10 protein-coding genes are annotated in these 19,414 nt (G+C 35.7%); 4 read left to right on the plus strand and 6 right to left on the minus strand.

All coding sequences use genetic code 11. The annotated features are described in order from the left end of the window. Nucleotide 1 precedes the first annotated feature (1 nt). Nucleotides 2-1,792 carry an acyl-CoA dehydrogenase family protein gene (locus ABIQ27_RS04010; protein WP_348032276.1) on the plus strand — a complete coding sequence of 597 codons (1,791 nt, stop codon included), beginning with the start codon at nt 2-4 and terminating at the stop codon, nt 1,790-1,792. 52 nt (nt 1,793-1,844) lie between these two features. Here ABIQ27_RS04010 and ABIQ27_RS04015 read toward each other — a convergent pair whose 3' ends face one another. Beyond that, a complete protein-coding gene (locus tag ABIQ27_RS04015; protein ID WP_348032278.1) occupies nt 1,845-3,488 on the minus strand; it encodes a phospholipase D-like domain-containing protein in 1,644 nt (547 codons plus the stop codon). A 328-nt stretch (nt 3,489-3,816) separates the two neighbouring features. On the opposite strand from ABIQ27_RS04015, the gene ABIQ27_RS04020 reads away from it, so the two are divergent. The 3 genes from ABIQ27_RS04020 (at nt 3,817) to ABIQ27_RS04030 (ending at nt 12,658) form a co-directional block, all read left to right on the plus strand. Then, nucleotides 3,817-5,244: an L-serine ammonia-lyase gene (locus tag ABIQ27_RS04020; RefSeq protein ID WP_348032280.1), complete on the plus strand. Its 1,428-nt coding sequence runs from the start codon at nt 3,817-3,819 to the stop codon at nt 5,242-5,244. 132 nt (nt 5,245-5,376) lie between these two features. Beyond that, nucleotides 5,377-10,386, plus strand: coding sequence for a translocation/assembly module TamB domain-containing protein (locus ABIQ27_RS04025; RefSeq protein ID WP_348032282.1), 5,010 nt, complete (start codon nt 5,377-5,379; stop codon nt 10,384-10,386). Further along, a complete protein-coding gene (locus ABIQ27_RS04030) occupies nt 10,379-12,658 on the plus strand; it encodes a BamA/TamA family outer membrane protein (protein ID WP_348032283.1) in 2,280 nt (759 codons plus the stop codon). Before ABIQ27_RS04025 ends, ABIQ27_RS04030 begins: the two co-directional genes overlap by 8 nt. 5 nt (nt 12,659-12,663) lie before the next feature. Here ABIQ27_RS04030 and ABIQ27_RS04035 read toward each other — a convergent pair whose 3' ends face one another. The 5 genes from ABIQ27_RS04035 to kdpB all read right to left on the minus strand — a co-directional run bounded on the left by ABIQ27_RS04035 (nt 12,664) and on the right by kdpB (nt 19,407). Continuing rightward, nucleotides 12,664-14,382: an ATP-binding protein gene (locus ABIQ27_RS04035; RefSeq protein ID WP_348032285.1), complete on the minus strand. Its 1,719-nt coding sequence runs from the start codon at nt 14,380-14,382 to the stop codon at nt 12,664-12,666. A 1-nt stretch (nt 14,383) separates the two neighbouring features. Next, complete coding sequence (locus tag ABIQ27_RS04040) at nt 14,384-15,511, minus strand: sensor protein KdpD (protein ID WP_348032287.1); 1,128 nt, start codon at nt 15,509-15,511, stop codon at nt 14,384-14,386. A 17-nt stretch (nt 15,512-15,528) separates the two neighbouring features. After that, nucleotides 15,529-16,608, minus strand: a complete 1,080-nt coding sequence (locus ABIQ27_RS04045) for a porin (protein WP_348032289.1) — start codon at nt 16,606-16,608, stop codon at nt 15,529-15,531. A gap of 115 nt (nt 16,609-16,723) precedes the next feature. Beyond that, complete coding sequence (locus ABIQ27_RS04050; protein WP_348032290.1) at nt 16,724-17,287, minus strand: K(+)-transporting ATPase subunit C; 564 nt, start codon at nt 17,285-17,287, stop codon at nt 16,724-16,726. Between the two features lie 101 nt (nt 17,288-17,388). Beyond that, nucleotides 17,389-19,407 carry a potassium-transporting ATPase subunit KdpB gene (gene kdpB / locus ABIQ27_RS04055; protein WP_348032291.1) on the minus strand — a complete coding sequence of 673 codons (2,019 nt, stop codon included), beginning with the start codon at nt 19,405-19,407 and terminating at the stop codon, nt 17,389-17,391. Nucleotides 19,408-19,414 lie beyond the last annotated feature (7 nt).

Raw genomic sequence — 19,414 nt, forward strand, 5'->3', positions numbered from 1 at the left:
AATGGAAGATATAACAAGAGGTGGACAGTTTTTGGTAAAGGAAACCAAATGTGAAAATGTATTCACTCCGGAAGACTTTAGCGAAGAGCAAATCATGATGCGCGATTCTGTAAAAGAATTCGTTGACAAAGAAATCTGGCCAAACAAAAATCGGTTTGAAGCCAAAGATTACGCTTTCACAGAAGAAGTAATGAAGAAAGCCGGAGACATGGGATTCCTTAGCGTTGGTGTTCCTGAAGCTTATGGCGGAATGGGAATGGGATTCGTCGATACGTGTTTGGTTTGCGATTATATTTCAGGTGCAACCGGTTCGTTTTCTACCGCTTTTGGCGCTCATACCGGAATTGGGACGATGCCTATTACGTTATACGGAACCGAAGAACAAAAACAAAAATATGTGCCAAAATTAGCTACCGGCGAATGGTTTGGTGCCTATTGCTTAACCGAACCGGGTGCAGGTTCTGATGCCAACTCAGGAAAAACCAAAGCAGTTTTGTCTGCAGATGGGAAATATTATAGCATTACAGGAGGAAAAATGTGGATTTCAAACGCAGGTTTCTGTTCCTTATTTATCGTGTTTGCCCGAATCGAAGATGATAAAAACATTACAGGTTTTATTGTAGAAAATGATCCAGCTAATGGAATCACAATGAATGAAGAAGAGCATAAATTGGGAATCCGTGCTTCCTCTACACGTCAGGTTTTCTTTAATGATACAAAAGTTCCGGTTGAAAATATGCTTGCCGGTCGTGGCGAAGGTTTCAAAATTGCCATGAATGCTTTGAATGTTGGCCGTATCAAACTGGCTGCGGCTTGTCTTGATGCACAACGTCGTGTGACTACAAATGCTGTTCATTATGCAAACGAAAGAATCCAGTTTAATGTCCCAATTTCAAGCTTTGGTGCGATTCGTTACAAACTGGCGGAAATGGCAACTTCAGCGTATGCCGGAGAAAGCGCAACCTATCGCGCTGCTAAAGACATTGAAACGCGTATTAAACTTCGTGAAGCAGAAGGCGCCTCACATCAGGAAGCTGAATTAAAAGGTGTCGAAGAATTCGCTATCGAATGTTCAATTCTAAAAGTAGCAGTTTCTGAAGATGTTCAAAATGCTGCCGATGAAGGAATACAAATCTATGGCGGAATGGGATTCTCTGAAGATACTCCGATGGAAAGCGCCTGGCGTGATGCCCGTATTGCCCGTATTTATGAAGGAACGAACGAAATCAACAGAATGCTATCGGTTGGAATGCTAATCAAAAAAGCGATGAAAGGTCATATTGATTTACTTGGCCCGGCATCAAAAGTTCAGGAAGAATTAATGGGAATTCCATCATTCGATACTCCGGATTATTCTGAATTATTTTCGGAAGAAAAAGAACTAATTGGCAAACTGAAAAAAGCATTCTTAATGGTTGCTGGTGGTGCCGTTCAAAAATATGGACCGGATTTAGACGCACATCAGCAATTATTAACAGCTGCAGCCGATATTTTAATTGAAATATACATGGCTGAAAGCACTCTTCTACGTACTGAGAAATTAGCCAAAAAAGCTGGAGAAGATAATGTTAAAGAGCAAATCGCTATGGCGAAATTATACTTATACAAAGCAGTAGATGTAGTAACCCAAAAAGGAAAAGAAAGTATTATTTCTTTTGCCGAAGGCGATGAACAACGCATGATGCTTATGGGATTGCGTCGTTTTACAAAATACACCAACATGCCTAATATTGTGGGATTGAGAGAAACAATCACAACAAAATTAGTTGCGAAAAATAGTTATTGTTTTTAGTTTAAATTAAGTTAATTGTTTGGAAAAGCTGCTCTGAAAAGAGTGGCTTTTTTTATTGTTTAAGAACTTTAAAATGTGAAATTTTCGTATCGCTTTGCGCGTTTATTAAATACATTCCCGAAGCCTGACTGCTTAAATCAATAGTTTCATGCAATAAATTCGAATAGCGATTGCTGTAAATTTTATTTCCTAAAACGTCATAAACACTAATTTCAACATCTGTTAAAGCATTGTTTCCAACAGCATCAATATTCAAAATTCCGTTAGAAGGATTAGGATACAAAACCAAATCGTTTCCATATTGATTTTGATTAACACCTAAAACGCCACCTGCAAATTGATACAAATAAGCAAAAGCCTGAAAGTATTGATTGGCAATATTCAAATCGTGAACAATTAAAATATTCTCGTCATTTTTATTTTCTGCCGAAGAACTCCAATTGTGTGAACCAACTAAAACCAAAGGATCTGAAGCACTGTTATAGTTATCCACCACCATGAATTTATGATGCATTATACCACTTCCCGAATATACAACAGCATGATTGGCAGCCAAACCAGATTGAATCGTACTTATTTGATTTCCAGATGGATTCTGGCTATCAACAACGATATTGGTATTTGTCAATCCACCGTTATATTTATTAATTAAAGCACTGGCAACATCACTTCTTGTTACTACCATTGTGGCGACATCAATATCAGTATTAGCTGAATTTATAGAGGAAATAATTTTGGAATTAGTCCCATCACTCGGACTAAAATAGCTGTTCACAACCTTACCGCCAATATTATAGGCATGTGGTGTATTATTAGTTTTATCGGGACCGAATTTCGACAAGGCGGCATTTGGCGTCATAGTACTTGAACCCCACATTTCTTCAAACTCAATTCTGTATCCTAAAGCTAATGTCTGGTCTTGTATAACAATGGCACTATTCCTGTCTGGTCCATCTATTTGAACCGTTGTCCAATTGGTTGAACCTGTCCAAACGAAAGGTTTATTTGCATCGGCAACATTGGCATCGAATATCACAAACTTATTATGCATAATGCCATAAGCTGCATCGTTCGGACTTGCTAATCTTGGTATTGCAGCATTTAATAAAGGTATCATTACACTACTTGTACTGCCATCATAAATAACCCGCACTTGTACACCTCGCGTATAGGCGGCATTTATAGCACCCGCAATTCCTGTAGTTGCACTAGGCGAATACGAATTATAAATAGTAATATCCATTGTAGTCGTACAGGCATTGATATAAGTAATCAACATATCATCCAGCGTGTTGCCCAAGTTAACAGCGCTTTGAATTTGAGCATAACTTGTATCAACCTGATGATTAAAATAAACGTTTATCGTACCCGTAGAAAGTGACGAATTAGCAATAAAACCGCGGTGAATATTGGATACTTCATTACCAAAAATGTATTCAAGCTGAACTATTTCAGATGGATATAAATTATTTAAAGTATAGGTTTTGGAAGTTCTTGAAAAATCGACATTGCTGTGAGTTACAACATCAACAGCACTTAACAGCACTGGCGTGTCTTTGTTCTCATCAAATTGAATGGTAATGGTTGAATTTCCATAAACAATTGTATAATCTTCTTCTTTAGATTGCTGGCTATAGCAAGCTGATAATTGCAGCAGCGTTAAAAGTATAACGCATGATATTCTTTTAATAAACATTGTGGTAGTTTTTCCAAAAGTATCAAATGGAAATTAAAATTGCATGAAGACGGTTTATTCAAAAATGGCCGACAAGAAGCCATTTCTCTTTAATTTAAAAATGAAAAAACCTTTCAGCTACTGCCATCTCTGGTATTTCTATTTATCAGAATTGTATTGAGAATCTGTTAACAGCCATTTTTCTCGATTACTTTAATTTCATTTTTCTGCATTAAGTAAGGTTTTTTGTAGATTTATTTTGGATTTCATCCTTACATAAGATTTTAATTTCCGATAAATTCATAATCTGTAAATGGCTATATTTGCCTAACTAAATCGATATAGTACAATGGAAGAATGCATCTCCGTTTTTGATATGCTCAAAATTGGTGTTGGACCATCAAGTTCACACACTCTTGGACCTTGGCGTGCAGCCGAACGCTTTTTAACCGAATTACAAACAGAAAACATACTCGAAAAAGTAACCCGCGTCAAAGTTGATTTGTATGGTTCGCTTTCACTAACAGGAAAAGGACACGCAACAGATTTGGCAATAATGCTAGGACTAAGCGGTCAAGATCCAGAATATATCCCGGTGCAGGACATTGCCGGAATTGTAAAGAAGATTGAAGACAAAAACGAAATCAATTTAGCAAACAAAATCGTTATCCCATTCTATTTCCTGCAGGACATTATATTCAATAAAAACTTTCTTCCTTTTCATGCTAATGGATTAACTTTTACAGCTTCTTTGCTTGATGAAAGTGAATATGTTTCTACCTTCTACTCTATTGGTGGCGGTTTTGTGGTCAAAGAAGAACGCGTAAATGCCAAGAAGAAATTAGAAATAAAATGTGCCTTTCCATTTCCAATTCAAAACGCAGAGGAATTACTTCAATATACAATTACTGAAAACAAAATGATCTCTGAAATCGTTTACGAGAATGAAAAAGCAATGCGTACCGAAGCAGAAATTCACCACGAATTAATGCGTATTTGGAACACCATGCTCGAATGCATGTACATTGGTTGTCATTCAGAAGGTGTTCTTCCCGGTGGTTTAAATGTGCGTCGACGCGCTTTTGATATGCATCAGGGATTAATTGGTTTAGCTAATTATTCTAATCCACAGGAATGGATGCAAAGCATTCGCAAAACCGAAGTAAAGTTTCGTCAAATACTTAAATGGGTTTCTTGCTTTGCCTTAGCGGTAAATGAAGTAAACGCCGCTTTAGGAAGAGTTGTAACTGCTCCTACCAACGGAAGTGCCGGCGTAATTCCAGCAGTTTTAATGTACTATTTGACAATCGAAAACCACGAAGCAGGCGAAAAAGAAATCAAACAATTCCTAATGGTAGCCGGAGAAATAGGTAGCATCTTCAAAAAAGGCTCTACTATTTCAGCAGCGATGGGCGGTTGCCAGGCAGAAATCGGAGTTTCATCATCTATGGCAGCAGCAGCTTTATGTGAAGTGATGGGCGGAACACCTGACCAGGTTTTAATGGCAGCCGAAATTGCAATGGAGCATCATCTAGGTATGACATGTGACCCAATTGGTGGTTTGGTTCAGATTCCGTGTATTGAACGCAATACCATGGGTGCCATAAAAGCAATAAATGCTGCAGAACTTGCGATGGAAACTGATGCCAAAAATGCTAAAGTGCCTTTGGACAAAGTTATAGAAACGATGTGGAAAACTGCTAAAGACATGAATTCAAAATACAAAGAAACTTCCGAAGGTGGCTTGGCTGTTGCCGTAAACATGGCTGACTGTTAGAAATTTTGTAACTTTTTATATTAATTATATAAAGGTTTTACGTAATAAAATTTCCATCTTTGAAGTAAATAAAGCGTAAAACAAGAAATCATTCCCAACTTGTTTTTTGAATTAAAATTTTAATTTTTTGATTTGAAAAAGTACTTCACAAAAGGATTACGGATTATCCTTTGGATAATGCTGTCATTGATAGGGTTATTCCTGTTACTTGTTATTGCGCTTCAAATTCCTGCCGTACAACAATTCGCAAAAGACAAAGTCGTTACCTATCTCGAAAATAAAATCAAGACTAAAGTTGTCATCAACAAAGTTAAAATTGGTTTTCCAAAAGACTTAGTTCTGGAAGGTGTTTATTTTCAAGACAAAAAAAAGGATACGCTTTTGGCAGGTAAAAAAATTACAGCAAACCTTGATATGTATGGATTATTCCACAACAGAGTAGAAATCAATTCGCTTGAATTAGAAAGTGTTGTTGTACATATAAACAGAGATAAAACAAACAAATTCAATTTTGATTATATCGTAGAGGCATTCAAATCACCTGAAAAACAAAATGACAATTCAGCTCCAATGGAGTTTTCTCTCGACAAAATCAATCTGAATAATGTCAGACTCCGCTTTAATGATGTGTATAACAATAATGATTTGAAACTCGATGTGGGCAAAATGAAGGCCAAGATTAAAACCTTCGACTTAAAGCAAATGAATTTTGAAGTTCCTGAACTGACAGTTGACGGAATCAAGTTTTATTATAAACAAGGATTAGTCAATACTGAAATTGCCAATACAAAAAATCTAAAAAGCCCCGATTTAAAACTAAAGTTAGGAACGCTCGATTTGTCAAAAATAAAGATTGATTACCAAAATGATAACTCTAAGTTGGTCATGAATCTTATTTCGGATAAACTTTTCGCTAAAGTCAAGGTGTTTGATTTAGAAAACAATCAAATCGATTTGACTCAAATTGGAATATCAGATGCAAACTTTGCGTTGAATATTGGTAAGACCGAAAAAGAAAAAAACAGTAATTCTTCTTCCAAATCAACAGACTGGAAAGTAAAAGTTAATGATGTTGCGTTTAAAAAAGTAAACTTCATTTATAACGATGACAACTCCGCGTCAATTCCAAGAGGCATGGATTACAAACATTTAAACATCCAAAACCTCGATCTTGATGCAGACTATATTGCGTTTAATTCTCCAACAGTTTGGGGAAAAATCAACGCGATGAAAGCGGAAGAAAAAAACGGGTTAATAGTAGAATCTTTAAAAACAACTTTTTACTATGGTGAGAAATCAGCCTATGCGAAAGATTTGTACCTGAAAACGCCACAAACAACATTGCGAAACGAAATCATTGTTGGTTATCCATCTATTGAATCGCTTTCTAAAAATCCAGGCGAGCTTATTATCAAAGCCAAACTAAATCAAAGCAAAATTGCATTCAGAGATTTATTGCTGATTGTACCGCAACTCTACGATATTTATCCGTTTAAGGACAATCAAAATGTGGTTTTGTCAGCCAACACAACGCTTTCAGGAAAACTGAATAATTTGAAATTTCCTTATCTACAGGTTAGTGGCATTGGAAACACCAAAGTAAATGTCAGTGGTTCGATTGTTGGGCTGCCGGATTCAGATAAAGCTTATTACGATTTTAATATCAAAAACCTGGAATCCGGCGCAAAAGACGCTTATACTATTTTGCCGAAAAATACGATTCCTACTACTATCCAATTACCTGAACAGTTTACTGCTAAAGGCACTTTTAAAGGAACTATGAAAAGTTTCAACACCAATATGTATTTCACAAGTAGTTCCGGAAACGGCAAAATAAAAGGTGCATTAGACCGAAGAGTTAAAGACCGGGAAAAATACAATTTTGATGCAACGTTTGATAATTTTGATTTGGGCAGAATGTTGAAAAACGATTCCATTGGAAGAATTACACTCAAAACAGATATAAAAGGAACTGGTTTTAATCCAAAAACTGCAAATGCTATTGGCAAGGCAGTAATAGTTAAAGCAAATTACAATCACTATACTTATCAAAATGTGGTGATTGATGGAAAAATAAACAACAGCCTTTTTGATGTAAAAGCTTTTACAAATGATCCAAATCTAAAGTTTGATTTGGTTTCAAGCGGAAGTTTTAAAGACAAATATCCAAAAGGAACGCTGCATCTGAATGTTGATATTGCCGATTTGGACAAACTCAATCTGCATGCCGGACCATTAAAATTGAAAGGTGTTTTAGATGCAGATATTGAATCCGCAAATTTGGATTATCTGAATGGAACTGCGAGCGTGCATCATTTGATTATTGCTACTGACAAAGAACAATTCGCAACCGATTCCATAAATGTAGCAGCAGTTTCTACGGCAGAGAAAAATTCAATTGTATTGAGTTCTAAGTTTATGGATGCAGAATTCATTGGGAAATACAGATTGTCAACCTTGGCAAACTCTGTTAAACAAAGCGTTTCAAATTACTATAATTTAAAAACAACCTCGAAAAATGTTCCTTATGGCGATCAACAATTAGCATTTAAAGTCAATGTAAAGCCTACTCCTATTTTGTTAAAATTGGTTCCAAATCTAATAAACATCGAACCAATTTCACTCACCGGAAGATATAATTCAGTGAATGATACTATCATTGTTAATGGTTCTATTCCAAAATTGGTTTATGGCACAAATATTATTTCAAATGCTGTTCTCAAAATTGATAAAAAAGACAATGCTTTGCTTTACAGTTTTAGCGTTGATGAAATCAGGGATAATGAATTTCAGCTTCATCGAACAAGCATTGTCGGTAAAGCTGAAAATGATGTTGTTGATTACACTTTATTGGTTAAAGACTTTAAAAATAAAGACCGCTATGTGATTGCCGGGAATTTAAAATCTACAAATGACGGGCATGAAATTTCATTTGATCCTGCAAAATTGTTATTGAATTATGATTCCTGGGTGATTTCTGAAGATAATAAAATTCGTTTTGCCAACAACTCAATTTATTTTGACAATTTCGTATTGAGTAACGACAAAAGCAGTATTAGTCTTCAATCAGTTTCAAATGGATCCAATCCACCTTTGGCTGTTGAGTTTAAAGATTTTAAAATACAAACCATTACCAATATAGTTCAGATGAAAAATATTGAAATGGACGGAAATATCAATGGAAAAGCTGAGTTTAAAGACCTGATGTCAAAAGTGCTTTTTACAGCTGATGCTACAATTGATCACTTTACTTTCAAAAAGGAAGAAGTTGGAACGATTTATATAAATGTCGATAACTTTACTGCCAATACTTATACCGCCAAAATTGAACTTACCGAACAGGACAACCAAATGAATCTTGAGGGAACTTACAAAGCAAGCGATGATGCGCTGAATATGGATTTGGATATTCAAAAGCTGAATCTGAAAAGCATTCAGGGTTTTTCTATGGAGAATATAAAAGAAGGAACCGGCTATTTCACCGGGAAATTCAAAGTAACAGGCAACACAACCAATCCGAAATTAATTGGCGATTTAAAGTTTAACGGAATCGGATTTAAAGCCACAAAACTGAATGCGAAATTCAAATCGATGAACGACACGATGGTCTTTACCGATAACGCTATCGTTCTTGATAATTTCACTATTTATGATGAAAAGAAAAATGATTTGATTATCAATGGAAAAATCAATAATCAGAATTATGCCAACTTAGGTTTTGATTTGACTGTTGATGCCGATAATTTCAAAGCTGTAAATTCTTCTGCAAAAGATAACGATACTTTTTATGGCCAATTGGTTTTAGACAATCATCTGAAAGTTAAAGGAACTTACAACAATCCATATGTTGAAGGAACTATCAAAATCGACAAAAACACGAAATTTACAATTGTGTTACCGCAGGACGATCCATACATTGCCGACAGAGAAGGAATAGTTGAATTCATTGATCAGGATCAACCACCATTATTCACAAAACTTGCTGATGAAAATCTTAGCGAAACCGAAGTAAAAGGTATCAATGCTTTTGTAGATATTGAAATTGATAAAGATGCCGAAATATCAATGGTTATTGATAAAGGAAATGGCGACTTTTTAAGATTAAAAGGTGAAGCCCAACTTACAGGTGCCATGGATCCTTCGGGGAAAACCACATTAACAGGACGTTATGAACTGGAAGAAGGAAGTTATGAAATGAATTTTAATCTGGTTAAAAGAAAATTTGACATCAAAAAGGGAAGCTACATACTTTGGACAGGAGAACCAACTAAAGCCGATATCAATATCACAGCCATTTATAAAGTCAACGCTTCGCCAATCGATTTGTTAGATAACCAATTATCATCGTTTTCGCCTGAAGAACGAAACACCTTCAAACAAAAAATCCCTTTTGAAACCGAACTGAAAATGAAAGGGGAATTATTGAAGCCAAGCATTACTTTCGACATTGTGCTGCCTGAAGGAAACAACAATGTTTCAGGCGATATAATTACTAGAACTGAAGCTAAATTGGCTCAATTACGACAAGAGCCGGATGATTTGAACAAACAGGTATTTGCATTGCTTCTGTTAAAAAGATTCATCGGAGATAATCCGTTTTCGAGTGAAAATGGTGGCATTACTGCTTCATCATTCGCAAGAGAAAGTGTTAGTAAAATATTATCACAACAGCTTAATAACTTTGCCAGCGATTTTGTAAAAGGATTTGAAGTTGATTTTGATTTGGATTCTTCTGACGATTATACAACAGGTCAAAAAGAAAACAAAACCGATTTGAATGTAGGGCTTTCCAAAAAATTATTGAATGACAGATTGAAAGTTACCGTTGGAAGTACTTTTGGGATTGAAGGTCCGGAACAGCCAAACAAAGAAACCAATACAATTGGAGGAGATCTTTCAGCCGAATACCAACTCTCCAAAGACGGACGATACAAACTTCGCGCCTATCGAAAAAACCTGTATCAGGTAGCGTTGCAGGGACAGGTTATCGAAACAGGACTGGGATTCATCATCACGATGGATTATAACAAATTCAAAGAATTATTTCATTCCAGAAAAGAAGTTAAAAAAACAAAAAAAGCTATTAAAGCCGAGAAAAAAGCCGAAGAAGTTGAAAAAGCCAAAGAAAAATCAGATGATTAAGAACGCATTATATATCGCCATTCTTGTATTATTTGCAGCAGCCTGCAGCGGTACTCATAATTTGCCCGAAGGTGAACTGCTGTATACCGGCGGAACAATAAAGGTTGTAAAAGACAGCACAATTTCCGGGAAACAGCGTCATGAATTGCAGAAAAAAATGAAAGATGTAATTCGTCCTATTCCAAACAAAAAGTTTTTGGGCATGCGTCCGAAATTATTCTTCTACAATCTGGCAGGAGATGCAAAAAAAGAAAAAGGCTTTCGTCATTGGTTAAAAACTACACTCGGTGAAGCACCTGTTTTATTTAGCGAAGTCGATCTGGAATACAATAGAAGTCTGTTGCAAAACTTCTCTGAAAACAATGGCTATTTCAACACCCGGACAAGTGCCGATTCAACCAGACATGGTAAACGCGCCACAGCCGAATATAAAGTGACTACCGGAAGACAATACAAAATCAAATCAGTGCAATTTCCAAACGATTCTTCTGATGTTGGAAAAGCGGTAGCAAGAACACAAAGAAGAAGTTTGCTACAGGTTGGAAAAGCTTATAACCTTGAAGTGATAAAAGCCGAAAGAGAACGAATCGACACGCGATTGAAACAAAGAGGTTTTTATTATTTTAATGAAGATTACATAAAAGTACAGGTGGACAGCACTGTTGGCAAGTATGAAGTTGATTTGATTGTGAAAGTAAAAGACGAAGCGCCAAAAATTGCTAAAACGGTTTATAAAATCAATAAAATTGTCATTTATCCAAATTTTGCTCTGAATCAGGATTCATTAACTGTAGCCGAAAAATACAACGATTATACCATCATTGGAAATGACGGTTTGTTCAGACCGCGAATTTGGGACCGCACCTTATATTTCAAGAAAAATGATTTATACAATCGTACTGATCATAGTTTAACACTGAACAGATTGGTGAATCTGGGAACATTCAAATTTGTAAAAAATCAGTTCAAACCTTCTGATACCATTGGAAATTATTTAGATGCCTATTATTATTTGACACCGCTTCCACGAAAATCAATCCGTGTTGAAGTATTGGCAAAAACCAATTCTGCGAATTATACCGGTAGTGAATTAAAAGTAAACTGGAGCAATCGCAACACTTTTCACGGAGCAGAATTACTTGCTCTTTCGGCTTTTGGCGGAATTGAAGTCCAGCTAGGTGGAAAGAACAATGGTTTTAATGTGTATCGATTTGGTGGTGAAGCAAGCCTTACATGGCCAAGATTTATTGCGCCATTCAAAATAAAATCATCGAGCGGATTTGTACCAAGGACAAACACAACTATTGGTTATGAATATCAAAACAGGCAGAAACTATATTCATTGCAAACTTTCAAAGCTTCATTTGGATATGGATGGAAAGAAAACGCACGCAAGGAACATCAGTTGAACATAACCGAAATAACCTATGCGAGTCCCGAAAATGTAACCGATTTGTATCGCGACCAAATTATTTTGAATCCGTCATTAAAATATGTGATTGATAAACAACTCATCTTTGGACCAACTTATTCTTATACGTACAACACTGAAATGCGGCAAAGAAGAAAAAATTTGTTCTATTATAAGGGTGGTATTGATTTATCAGGAAATTTAGCCGGAGTGATTACAGGTGCCGATATCAAAGCCGGAGATACCATCAAAGTTTTTGATATTCCGTTCAGCCAGTTTGCCAAAATTCAGAATGAGTTCAAGCACACTTATAAATTTGGCAAAAACTCTATGATCAAAAGCCGAATCATCGCGGGAGTAGCATATCCTTATGGCAACTCCGATAAGATTCCGTTTGTCAAACAATTTTTCATAGGTGGAACCAACAGTTTACGTGCATTCCGTTCACGGTCGCTTGGTCCGGGAACTTACAATGCCCAAACGGAAGTAGGTGTATTTATTCCGGATCAATCGGGTGACCTAAAATTAGAATTCAACACCGAGTTCCGAAGCAATATTTACAAATTCATAAACGGAGCTGTATTTATGGATGCAGGAAATATTTGGCTTTTGAACGATGATCCAAATAAACCAGGTGCCAAATTTTCCAAAGATTTCATGAAAGAAATTGCCGTTGGTCTTGGTGCGGGATTGCGTTTTGATTTCAGCTTCTTAGTGCTTAGAACCGATTTGGCATTCCCAATCCGAAAACCTTATTTACCCGACGGGCAACGATGGGTAATTGACGAGGTTAATTTCCTTAACGGTCCGTGGCGAAGTGAAAACCTGCTTTTTAATTTGGCAATTGGATATCCGTTTTAAATTTTTTAGACCATTCCCAATTTGAAGTAAAAAGTACTTCCCAATCCCAATTGGCTCTCTACACCAATTGTTCCGTTCTGTGCTTCAATAAATTCTTTGCTTATCGCCAAACCTAAACCTGTACCCGATTTATTACTTCCGGGGATTTGAAAATATTTGTCAAAGATTTTGGTCTGATATCGACTATCAATACCTTGACCCTTATCAATAACCTGAAATACAAGTTGATCATTTTCAGTTTTCAAATTAACTTTTATTATACTATTATCAGGTGAATACCTAATAGCATTGGTGAGGAAATTAATCAAAACCCATGCTGTTTTTTCAGAATCGGCTTTTACTTCAGATAGATTTTTTTCGGATTGAACGATGAACTCAATATGCTTTTGTTCAGCTTGTGTTTTTACCGCTTCAATGGCATAATTTACAATTTCATGAGCCTTACTTTTCTCAATATTCAACTGAATATTACCCGTTTCTAACTGTGATAATTCTAATAATTCTCCGGTAATTTTAAGTAATCGCTGACTGTCTTCTTTAATACTTTCTATCAAGTGTTTTTGGTCATCATTTATAGTTCCTATTTCTTTTTTTTCAAGTAATTGCAAACTCATTTTAATAGATGAAATAGGTGTTTTTAATTCATGTGAAACTGTTGCAATAAAATTAGTTTTGGCAAAATCCAATTCTTTGAAAATGGTGATATTCCGCAAAATAATCACATTACCAATATCAATTAATTTGTCTTCACCTGTTGGCTTTATAGTGATATTTACAGTTTCCTTTTCGAAATAACTTTCTTTTCCGTTGGCAAAAATAGTCATCGGATGTGCTTTGGCACTTTCCAATTCATTTATTATTAAAGATTTTAACAAATCGTTACTTAAAGCCAAGGTTGATGCTAATTTTCCAATAACTTCTTCCGATTTAAGGCCCATAATTTTTAATGCTTCATCATTAACGAACAAAAGTATTCCTTCGTTATCAAGACCGATAATTGGGTCATTCATATTGTTAATCAATGTTTCCAAACGCTTCTTTTCAAAAGTTAATTTATGCAGGTTACTACTGCTGTATTCTTCCAACTTTTTTGCCATGATATTAAATGATTTTGCTAAATCACCATATTCATTATGATTCATAAAATGAACACGCTCCTTGTAATTCCCATTGGCAATTTCTTTGATGCTCGTTGTTAATTCTTTAATGGGATTGGCAATATTATTTGGCAAATTCATCAATAAGTTAAACGCTATCAAAAAACACAAAGTACCTAGAATGGCTATCGAAAAATTGGCTGTTTCTGCTGTTTTTTTGGCAACATCGCTCTTTTGTTTAATGGCAATCATATTGAGTTCCATTATTTCGAAAATATCTTGTCTGATTTTATTTTTTAACTTCTCATCATCACGATTTTTTTCTAAGGTTTTGAAGCTTTCTTGAAGATTATTAGTCACAGCTTCTTCACCGTTTTCTGTAACATTGGCGATTTGAAGCTTTAAATTGGTTTCAAAAATTGTTATAGCTTTATTTTCATCAGAAGCAATATTCTCCAATGACAGCAACATGTTTCTGGAATATTCCAATGTGTTATAATTGGCTTTCAGGATGTTTTGAGTGTCCTTTTTTATTGAAAAGATACAATAGGCACTTACAAGCGAAAGGATAATTATCAGAAAGAATAATAATCCTACTCCGAGATTTAATTTAGTTTTAGTTTTCATCTTATGATAATATTACAAGATCAACATTTGATTCAGAAAGATTGTTTAATAATCTTCTAAAAATGGTTGTTGACAAAATTACTTTAAATAAATTGAAATGCGGTTTTCCAATGCAAAGGGTTGTAATGTCTTTTTCTTCCACAATTTTCAGCATTGCATCGGTTATATTTGAAGCTTCAATTTTAATTACTTCGGCTCCGAGTTGTGTGGCCAATTTGAAATTATTAATCAAATGACGTTGTTTGTCCAAGGCAATTTTATCCGGACTTTCTTTAGGAGTTTCTACATACAAAACATACCAAATTCCGTTATAGTAACTTGCCAATCGTGCTGCTTTCCGAATAACAATCTTAGCCGTTCTGTCATTGCTGCTGATACACGCCAATAGTTTTTCATGTTTTATTCCGGTATTTTTTGGGACTTCATTTTCAACTTTTCGAACCACTTGACTTGCTACTTCTTTCAATGCCAATTCACGCAATTGCAGAATTTGATCTGATTTAAAAAAATTAGTCAGTGCAGTTTGAATTTTATCTTCAGTATAAATTTTGCCTTCCTTCAAACGAGAAATCAAGTCTTCAGCCGTCAAATCAATATTTACAACTTCATCTGCCAAACGCAACACATTATCAGGAACACGTTCCAAAACATCAATGTTTGTGATGCGCTTTACATCTTCATTCAGACTTTCTATATGCTGAATATTCACAGCTGAAATCACATTAATTCCGGCTTCCAGAATTTCCAAAACATCCTGCCAACGCTTTTCGTTTTTGCTTCCTTCTACGTTAGTATGTGCCAATTCATCAACAATCACAACTTCAGGACGCAAATTAATAATGGCTTGAACGTCCATTTCTTCGAGTTGTTTTCCTTTATAGAAAATTGTTCTTCTCGGAATAACTGGTAAACCATCAAGCAATTCATGTGTTTCTTTACGCAAATGTGTTTCGATATAACCAATTTTCACATCAATCCCATTCTTCAACAATGAATGTGCTTCCTGCAGCATACGATAGGTTTTGCCCACACCGGCACTCATACCAATGTAAATTTTAAACTTTCCTTTACGCGATTTCTGAATTAAATCGAGAAAGTGTTGGGCATTATTTTCCTTTTCGTCGTGCATTTATTTTATTCTAAAAATTAAAAAGATATTGCTAATGCTGTAGTCAAAAAAGTATTCTGATTCGTTGGATTTCCGTTTTTCAAAAATATATCATCCTTGCTGTTTAAATTTCTGGCTTCAATTCTAAACATAATATTATCAGCAATTAAGTAATCAAAATTAGCTGAAACTCCAAAAGTTTTAAATCCGTTTTCAGTTCCTGTTGCAATAATTACACCTTGTTTATCTTGATAATATTCCCCTCTTAACCCCAATTGTACTTTAGCAATTGGTTTATATTGTGCAATAAATACTGGCGAATACCATACGTCATAATTACTACTTCCTGTTACCGTTTGTTGTGCACCAATATCAAATCCAGCTGTCAAACTCGTTTTTTCTGAAACTTTAAATTGTCCGTAAAAATTATTGAAATAACGCCATTTACGAATTGAATCAGGTTGCTCATTTCCAATATAAGTACTCCAATTCAACGTTGCTTTAGCTGTTTTATAAGTGATTTGAGTTCCAAAAGCCGGAGTTTGATTGCCGTCAATTTTCTGAATGCGTTGCCAACCGTTCAAATACATCGCAGCCAAATACCATTTTTCTGATTTAGAAGTGTATCCAATTTTAACTCCAGCTTCATAATAAGGCGAGTTATCAGCCAAAATACTTCGAGTTAAATTCACACAATCCTTTCCAATCGCACTTTCAAAACCAATGTGCGAAGGCATAATTCCGGCATCAACCCAAAGGTTAGCGGTTTTAGAAATTTTCACACCAACATTCGCTTCAAAAACATTTTTCAGTAAATCCTGCTCGCCAGCCAGATTGTATTCCGGATAAGTTCCGGCCATTAAGGCAAAATTTCCTCGCAGATTATCTTTGGTGTAATTGGCTTTTACAAAACCTAAATTCAGATTCAATTCGTTGTGTTTATTATGACTGTACACAAAGCTCGGACGCAAATGATTGTCTGGGTTTCCAAAATCATAACTGTAATACGTTTCTAAATATCCCGAAAACGTAAATGGGCTTTTTGCTGTCGCTGTTTCCTGCGCGTTTATTGTTGTAAATCCGAAAGCTAGTAAAGCTGTAACTAATATTTTTTTCATTTTGTTGTTTTTATTTGAAGCTAATCCGGCTGTTCGTTGCAATCTTTTCTTTTTTAAAGAAAAAAAGAAAAGGATTTCCACTGCCATCCGGGCTAGGGCACTCTATTTTAAATTGCTATTTTGTTATATTATCCAATGTAATATTCAATTGCAGCACGTTAATTTTTTCTGTTCCCAAACATCCTAAAAGTGGTGAAACAGTATTTTCTTTAATTAAAGTCAACACTTTTTCTTCTGAAATATTTCTGGCTTTTGCTACTCTGTTAGCTTGTACTTTCGCACCCTGAACCGAAATGTTTGGATCCAATCCACTTCCTGAAGCAGTAACCAATTCTGATGGAACTTCGTTGCGTTTCACTGTTGGATTTTTAAGTAAAAAAGTATCTATCCTGGTTTTAACTTCTGCCAAATATTCTGGATTTGTGGTTCCTTTATTGCTTCCACCAGAACCCGCAGCATTATAATTAACCGCAGAAGGACGAGACCAAAAGTATTTGTCTTTCGTAAATTTCTGTGCCACATTAATGTGATGGTTTTTTCCATTTACCATCACGATTTCACCTTTTCCCTGATTAGGAGCAAACTGCGCAATTCCGTAAATACTCAACGTATAAAACCCTGCGAAAAACAACGCACAAAATAAGGTCAATCGAACTGCGGGAATGATATTTTCTTTCATAATTTCTATTATTTTTAATCTGAACTTATTTCAGGTTCTTTTATTAATATTCTATTTTTCTAATTACTAATTACTAGTCACTAATTACTAGTCACTATTTTTTACACAAACAATGCTACTGCCAAATCAATCAATTTTATCCCAATAAACGGAATGATAATTCCACCGATTCCGTAGATGAATAAATTTCTACGCAACAACGCCGATGCACCAATTGGTTTGTAAGCAACACCTCGCAACGCAAGTGGAATAAGGAACGGAATAATAATCGCATTAAAAATTACCGCTGATAAAATCGCACTTTGTGGACTGTGCAAATGCATAATATTCAAACCTTGCAAAGCTGGAATTGCGGTAATAAATAGCGCTGGAATAATAGCAAAATACTTCGCCACATCATTCGCAATAGAAAACGTTGTTAACGTTCCTCTGGTCATCAAAAGTTGTTTCCCAATTTCTACAATTTCGATTAATTTGGTTGGATCATTATCTAAATCGACCATGTTCCCGGCTTCTTTTGCGGCTTGAGTTCCGCTGTTCATGGCGACACCTACATTGGCTTGAGCCAGAGCTGGCGCATCATTTGTTCCGTCACCCATCATTGCAACCAATCGTCCTTCGGCTTGTTCTTTTTTGATATAATTCATTTTATCTTCTGGTTTGGCTTCGGCAATAAAATCATCAACACCAGCTTTTTCAGCGATAAATTTGGCAGTCAATGGATTGTCTCCAGTTACCATTACCGTTTTGATTCCCATTCTGCGTAATCTTTCAAAACGTTCTTTCATACCGGTTTTGATAATGTCCTGCAACTCAATCACACCTTGAACCTGATTGTTTTTGATTACTACTAAAGGAGTTCCGCCGTTTGAAGCAATATCAATTACCTTTTGAGCTGTATCTTCAGGAAAAGGATTTCCTGCTTGTTGTGCGATGTTTTTCGCGGCATCTTGCGCACCTTTTCGAATGTTGGTTCCATCTTTCAAAACCACACCAGATGTTCTGGTTTCCGCAGTAAATTTGATTAAAGTCGCACCTTCAATTGATAATTTATTCGCTACATCAGCTCCAGCTAATTCAACAATACTTTTACCTTCGGGCGTATCATCTGCCAAAGAACTCAAAACGGCAGACTGAATAAATTCTTGTTCCGAAATTCCTTTTGTTGGATAAAAACTGGTAGCTTTTCTATTTCCGATAGTTATTGTACCCGTTTTATCTAAGAGTAAAACATCAATATCTCCAGCTGTTTCCACCGCTTTTCCTGATTTGGTAATGACATTTGCACGCAACGCTCTATCCATTCCGGCAATTCCGATGGCTGATAATAAGCCGCCAATTGTGGTTGGAATCAAACACACAAACAAAGCAATAAATGATGCGATTGTGATTGGGGCATTCGCATATTTTGCAAATGGTGCTAACGTAACGGTTACGATGATAAAGACCAATGTAAATCCGGCTAACAAAATTGTCAATGCAATTTCGTTTGGTGTTTTTTGACGGCTTGCACCTTCCACCAAAGCAATCATTTTATCCAAGAAACTTTCTCCTGGTTCTGACGTTACCTGCACTTTTATTTTATCGGATAAGACTTTTGTTCCGCCCGTTACTGATGATTTATCGCCACCTGCTTCTCTAATAACCGGAGCACTTTCTCCAGTAATGGCACTTTCATCAATAGTTGCTAAACCTTCGATGATTTCTCCATCGGTGGCAATAATATCGCCAGCTTCACATACAAATACATCGCCTTTTTTTAATTGAGCAGATGAAATGAATTGACCATTTTCTAATCTTGCGGGAGTTTCTTCACGGGTTTTTCGCAAACTATTGGCTTGTGCTTTTCCTCTTGCTTCTGCTATTGCTTCGGCGAAATTCGCAAACAATAACGTAATTAACAATACTAAAAAAACGATGAAGTTATAAATAAAACTTCCTTGTGATGCTTCTCCGGATAAAATCCAAAGACACACAAAAAACATTACGATTGTTCCGATTTCTACTGTAAACATTACAGGATTACGGAACATTATTTTGGGATTCAATTTCACAAAAGATTGTTTGAAGGCTTCGTTAACCAATTCTTTTTGAAATAAATTATTTTGAGATTTACTCATGATTTTT

The sequence above is a fragment of the Flavobacterium sp. genome (assembly GCF_039916025.1).
Lineage (GTDB): Bacteria > Bacteroidota > Bacteroidia > Flavobacteriales > Flavobacteriaceae > Flavobacterium.

What these genes read in the sequence shown, in the direction of transcription:
- ABIQ27_RS04010 (WP_348032276.1), top strand. Translation starts at nt 2, where the DNA reads ATGGAAGATATAACAAGAGGTGGACAGTTTTTGGTAAAGGAAACCAAA.
- ABIQ27_RS04015 (WP_348032278.1), bottom strand. Translation starts at nt 3,488, where the DNA reads ATGTTTATTAAAAGAATATCATGCGTTATACTTTTAACGCTGCTGCAA.
- ABIQ27_RS04020 (WP_348032280.1), top strand. Translation starts at nt 3,817, where the DNA reads ATGGAAGAATGCATCTCCGTTTTTGATATGCTCAAAATTGGTGTTGGA.
- ABIQ27_RS04030 (WP_348032283.1), top strand. Translation starts at nt 10,379, where the DNA reads ATGATTAAGAACGCATTATATATCGCCATTCTTGTATTATTTGCAGCA.
- ABIQ27_RS04035 (WP_348032285.1), bottom strand. Translation starts at nt 14,382, where the DNA reads ATGAAAACTAAAACTAAATTAAATCTCGGAGTAGGATTATTATTCTTT.
- ABIQ27_RS04040 (WP_348032287.1), bottom strand. Translation starts at nt 15,511, where the DNA reads ATGCACGACGAAAAGGAAAATAATGCCCAACACTTTCTCGATTTAATT.
- ABIQ27_RS04045 (WP_348032289.1), bottom strand. Translation starts at nt 16,608, where the DNA reads ATGAAAAAAATATTAGTTACAGCTTTACTAGCTTTCGGATTTACAACA.
- ABIQ27_RS04050 (WP_348032290.1), bottom strand. Translation starts at nt 17,287, where the DNA reads ATGAAAGAAAATATCATTCCCGCAGTTCGATTGACCTTATTTTGTGCG.
- kdpB (WP_348032291.1), bottom strand. Translation starts at nt 19,407, where the DNA reads ATGAGTAAATCTCAAAATAATTTATTTCAAAAAGAATTGGTTAACGAA.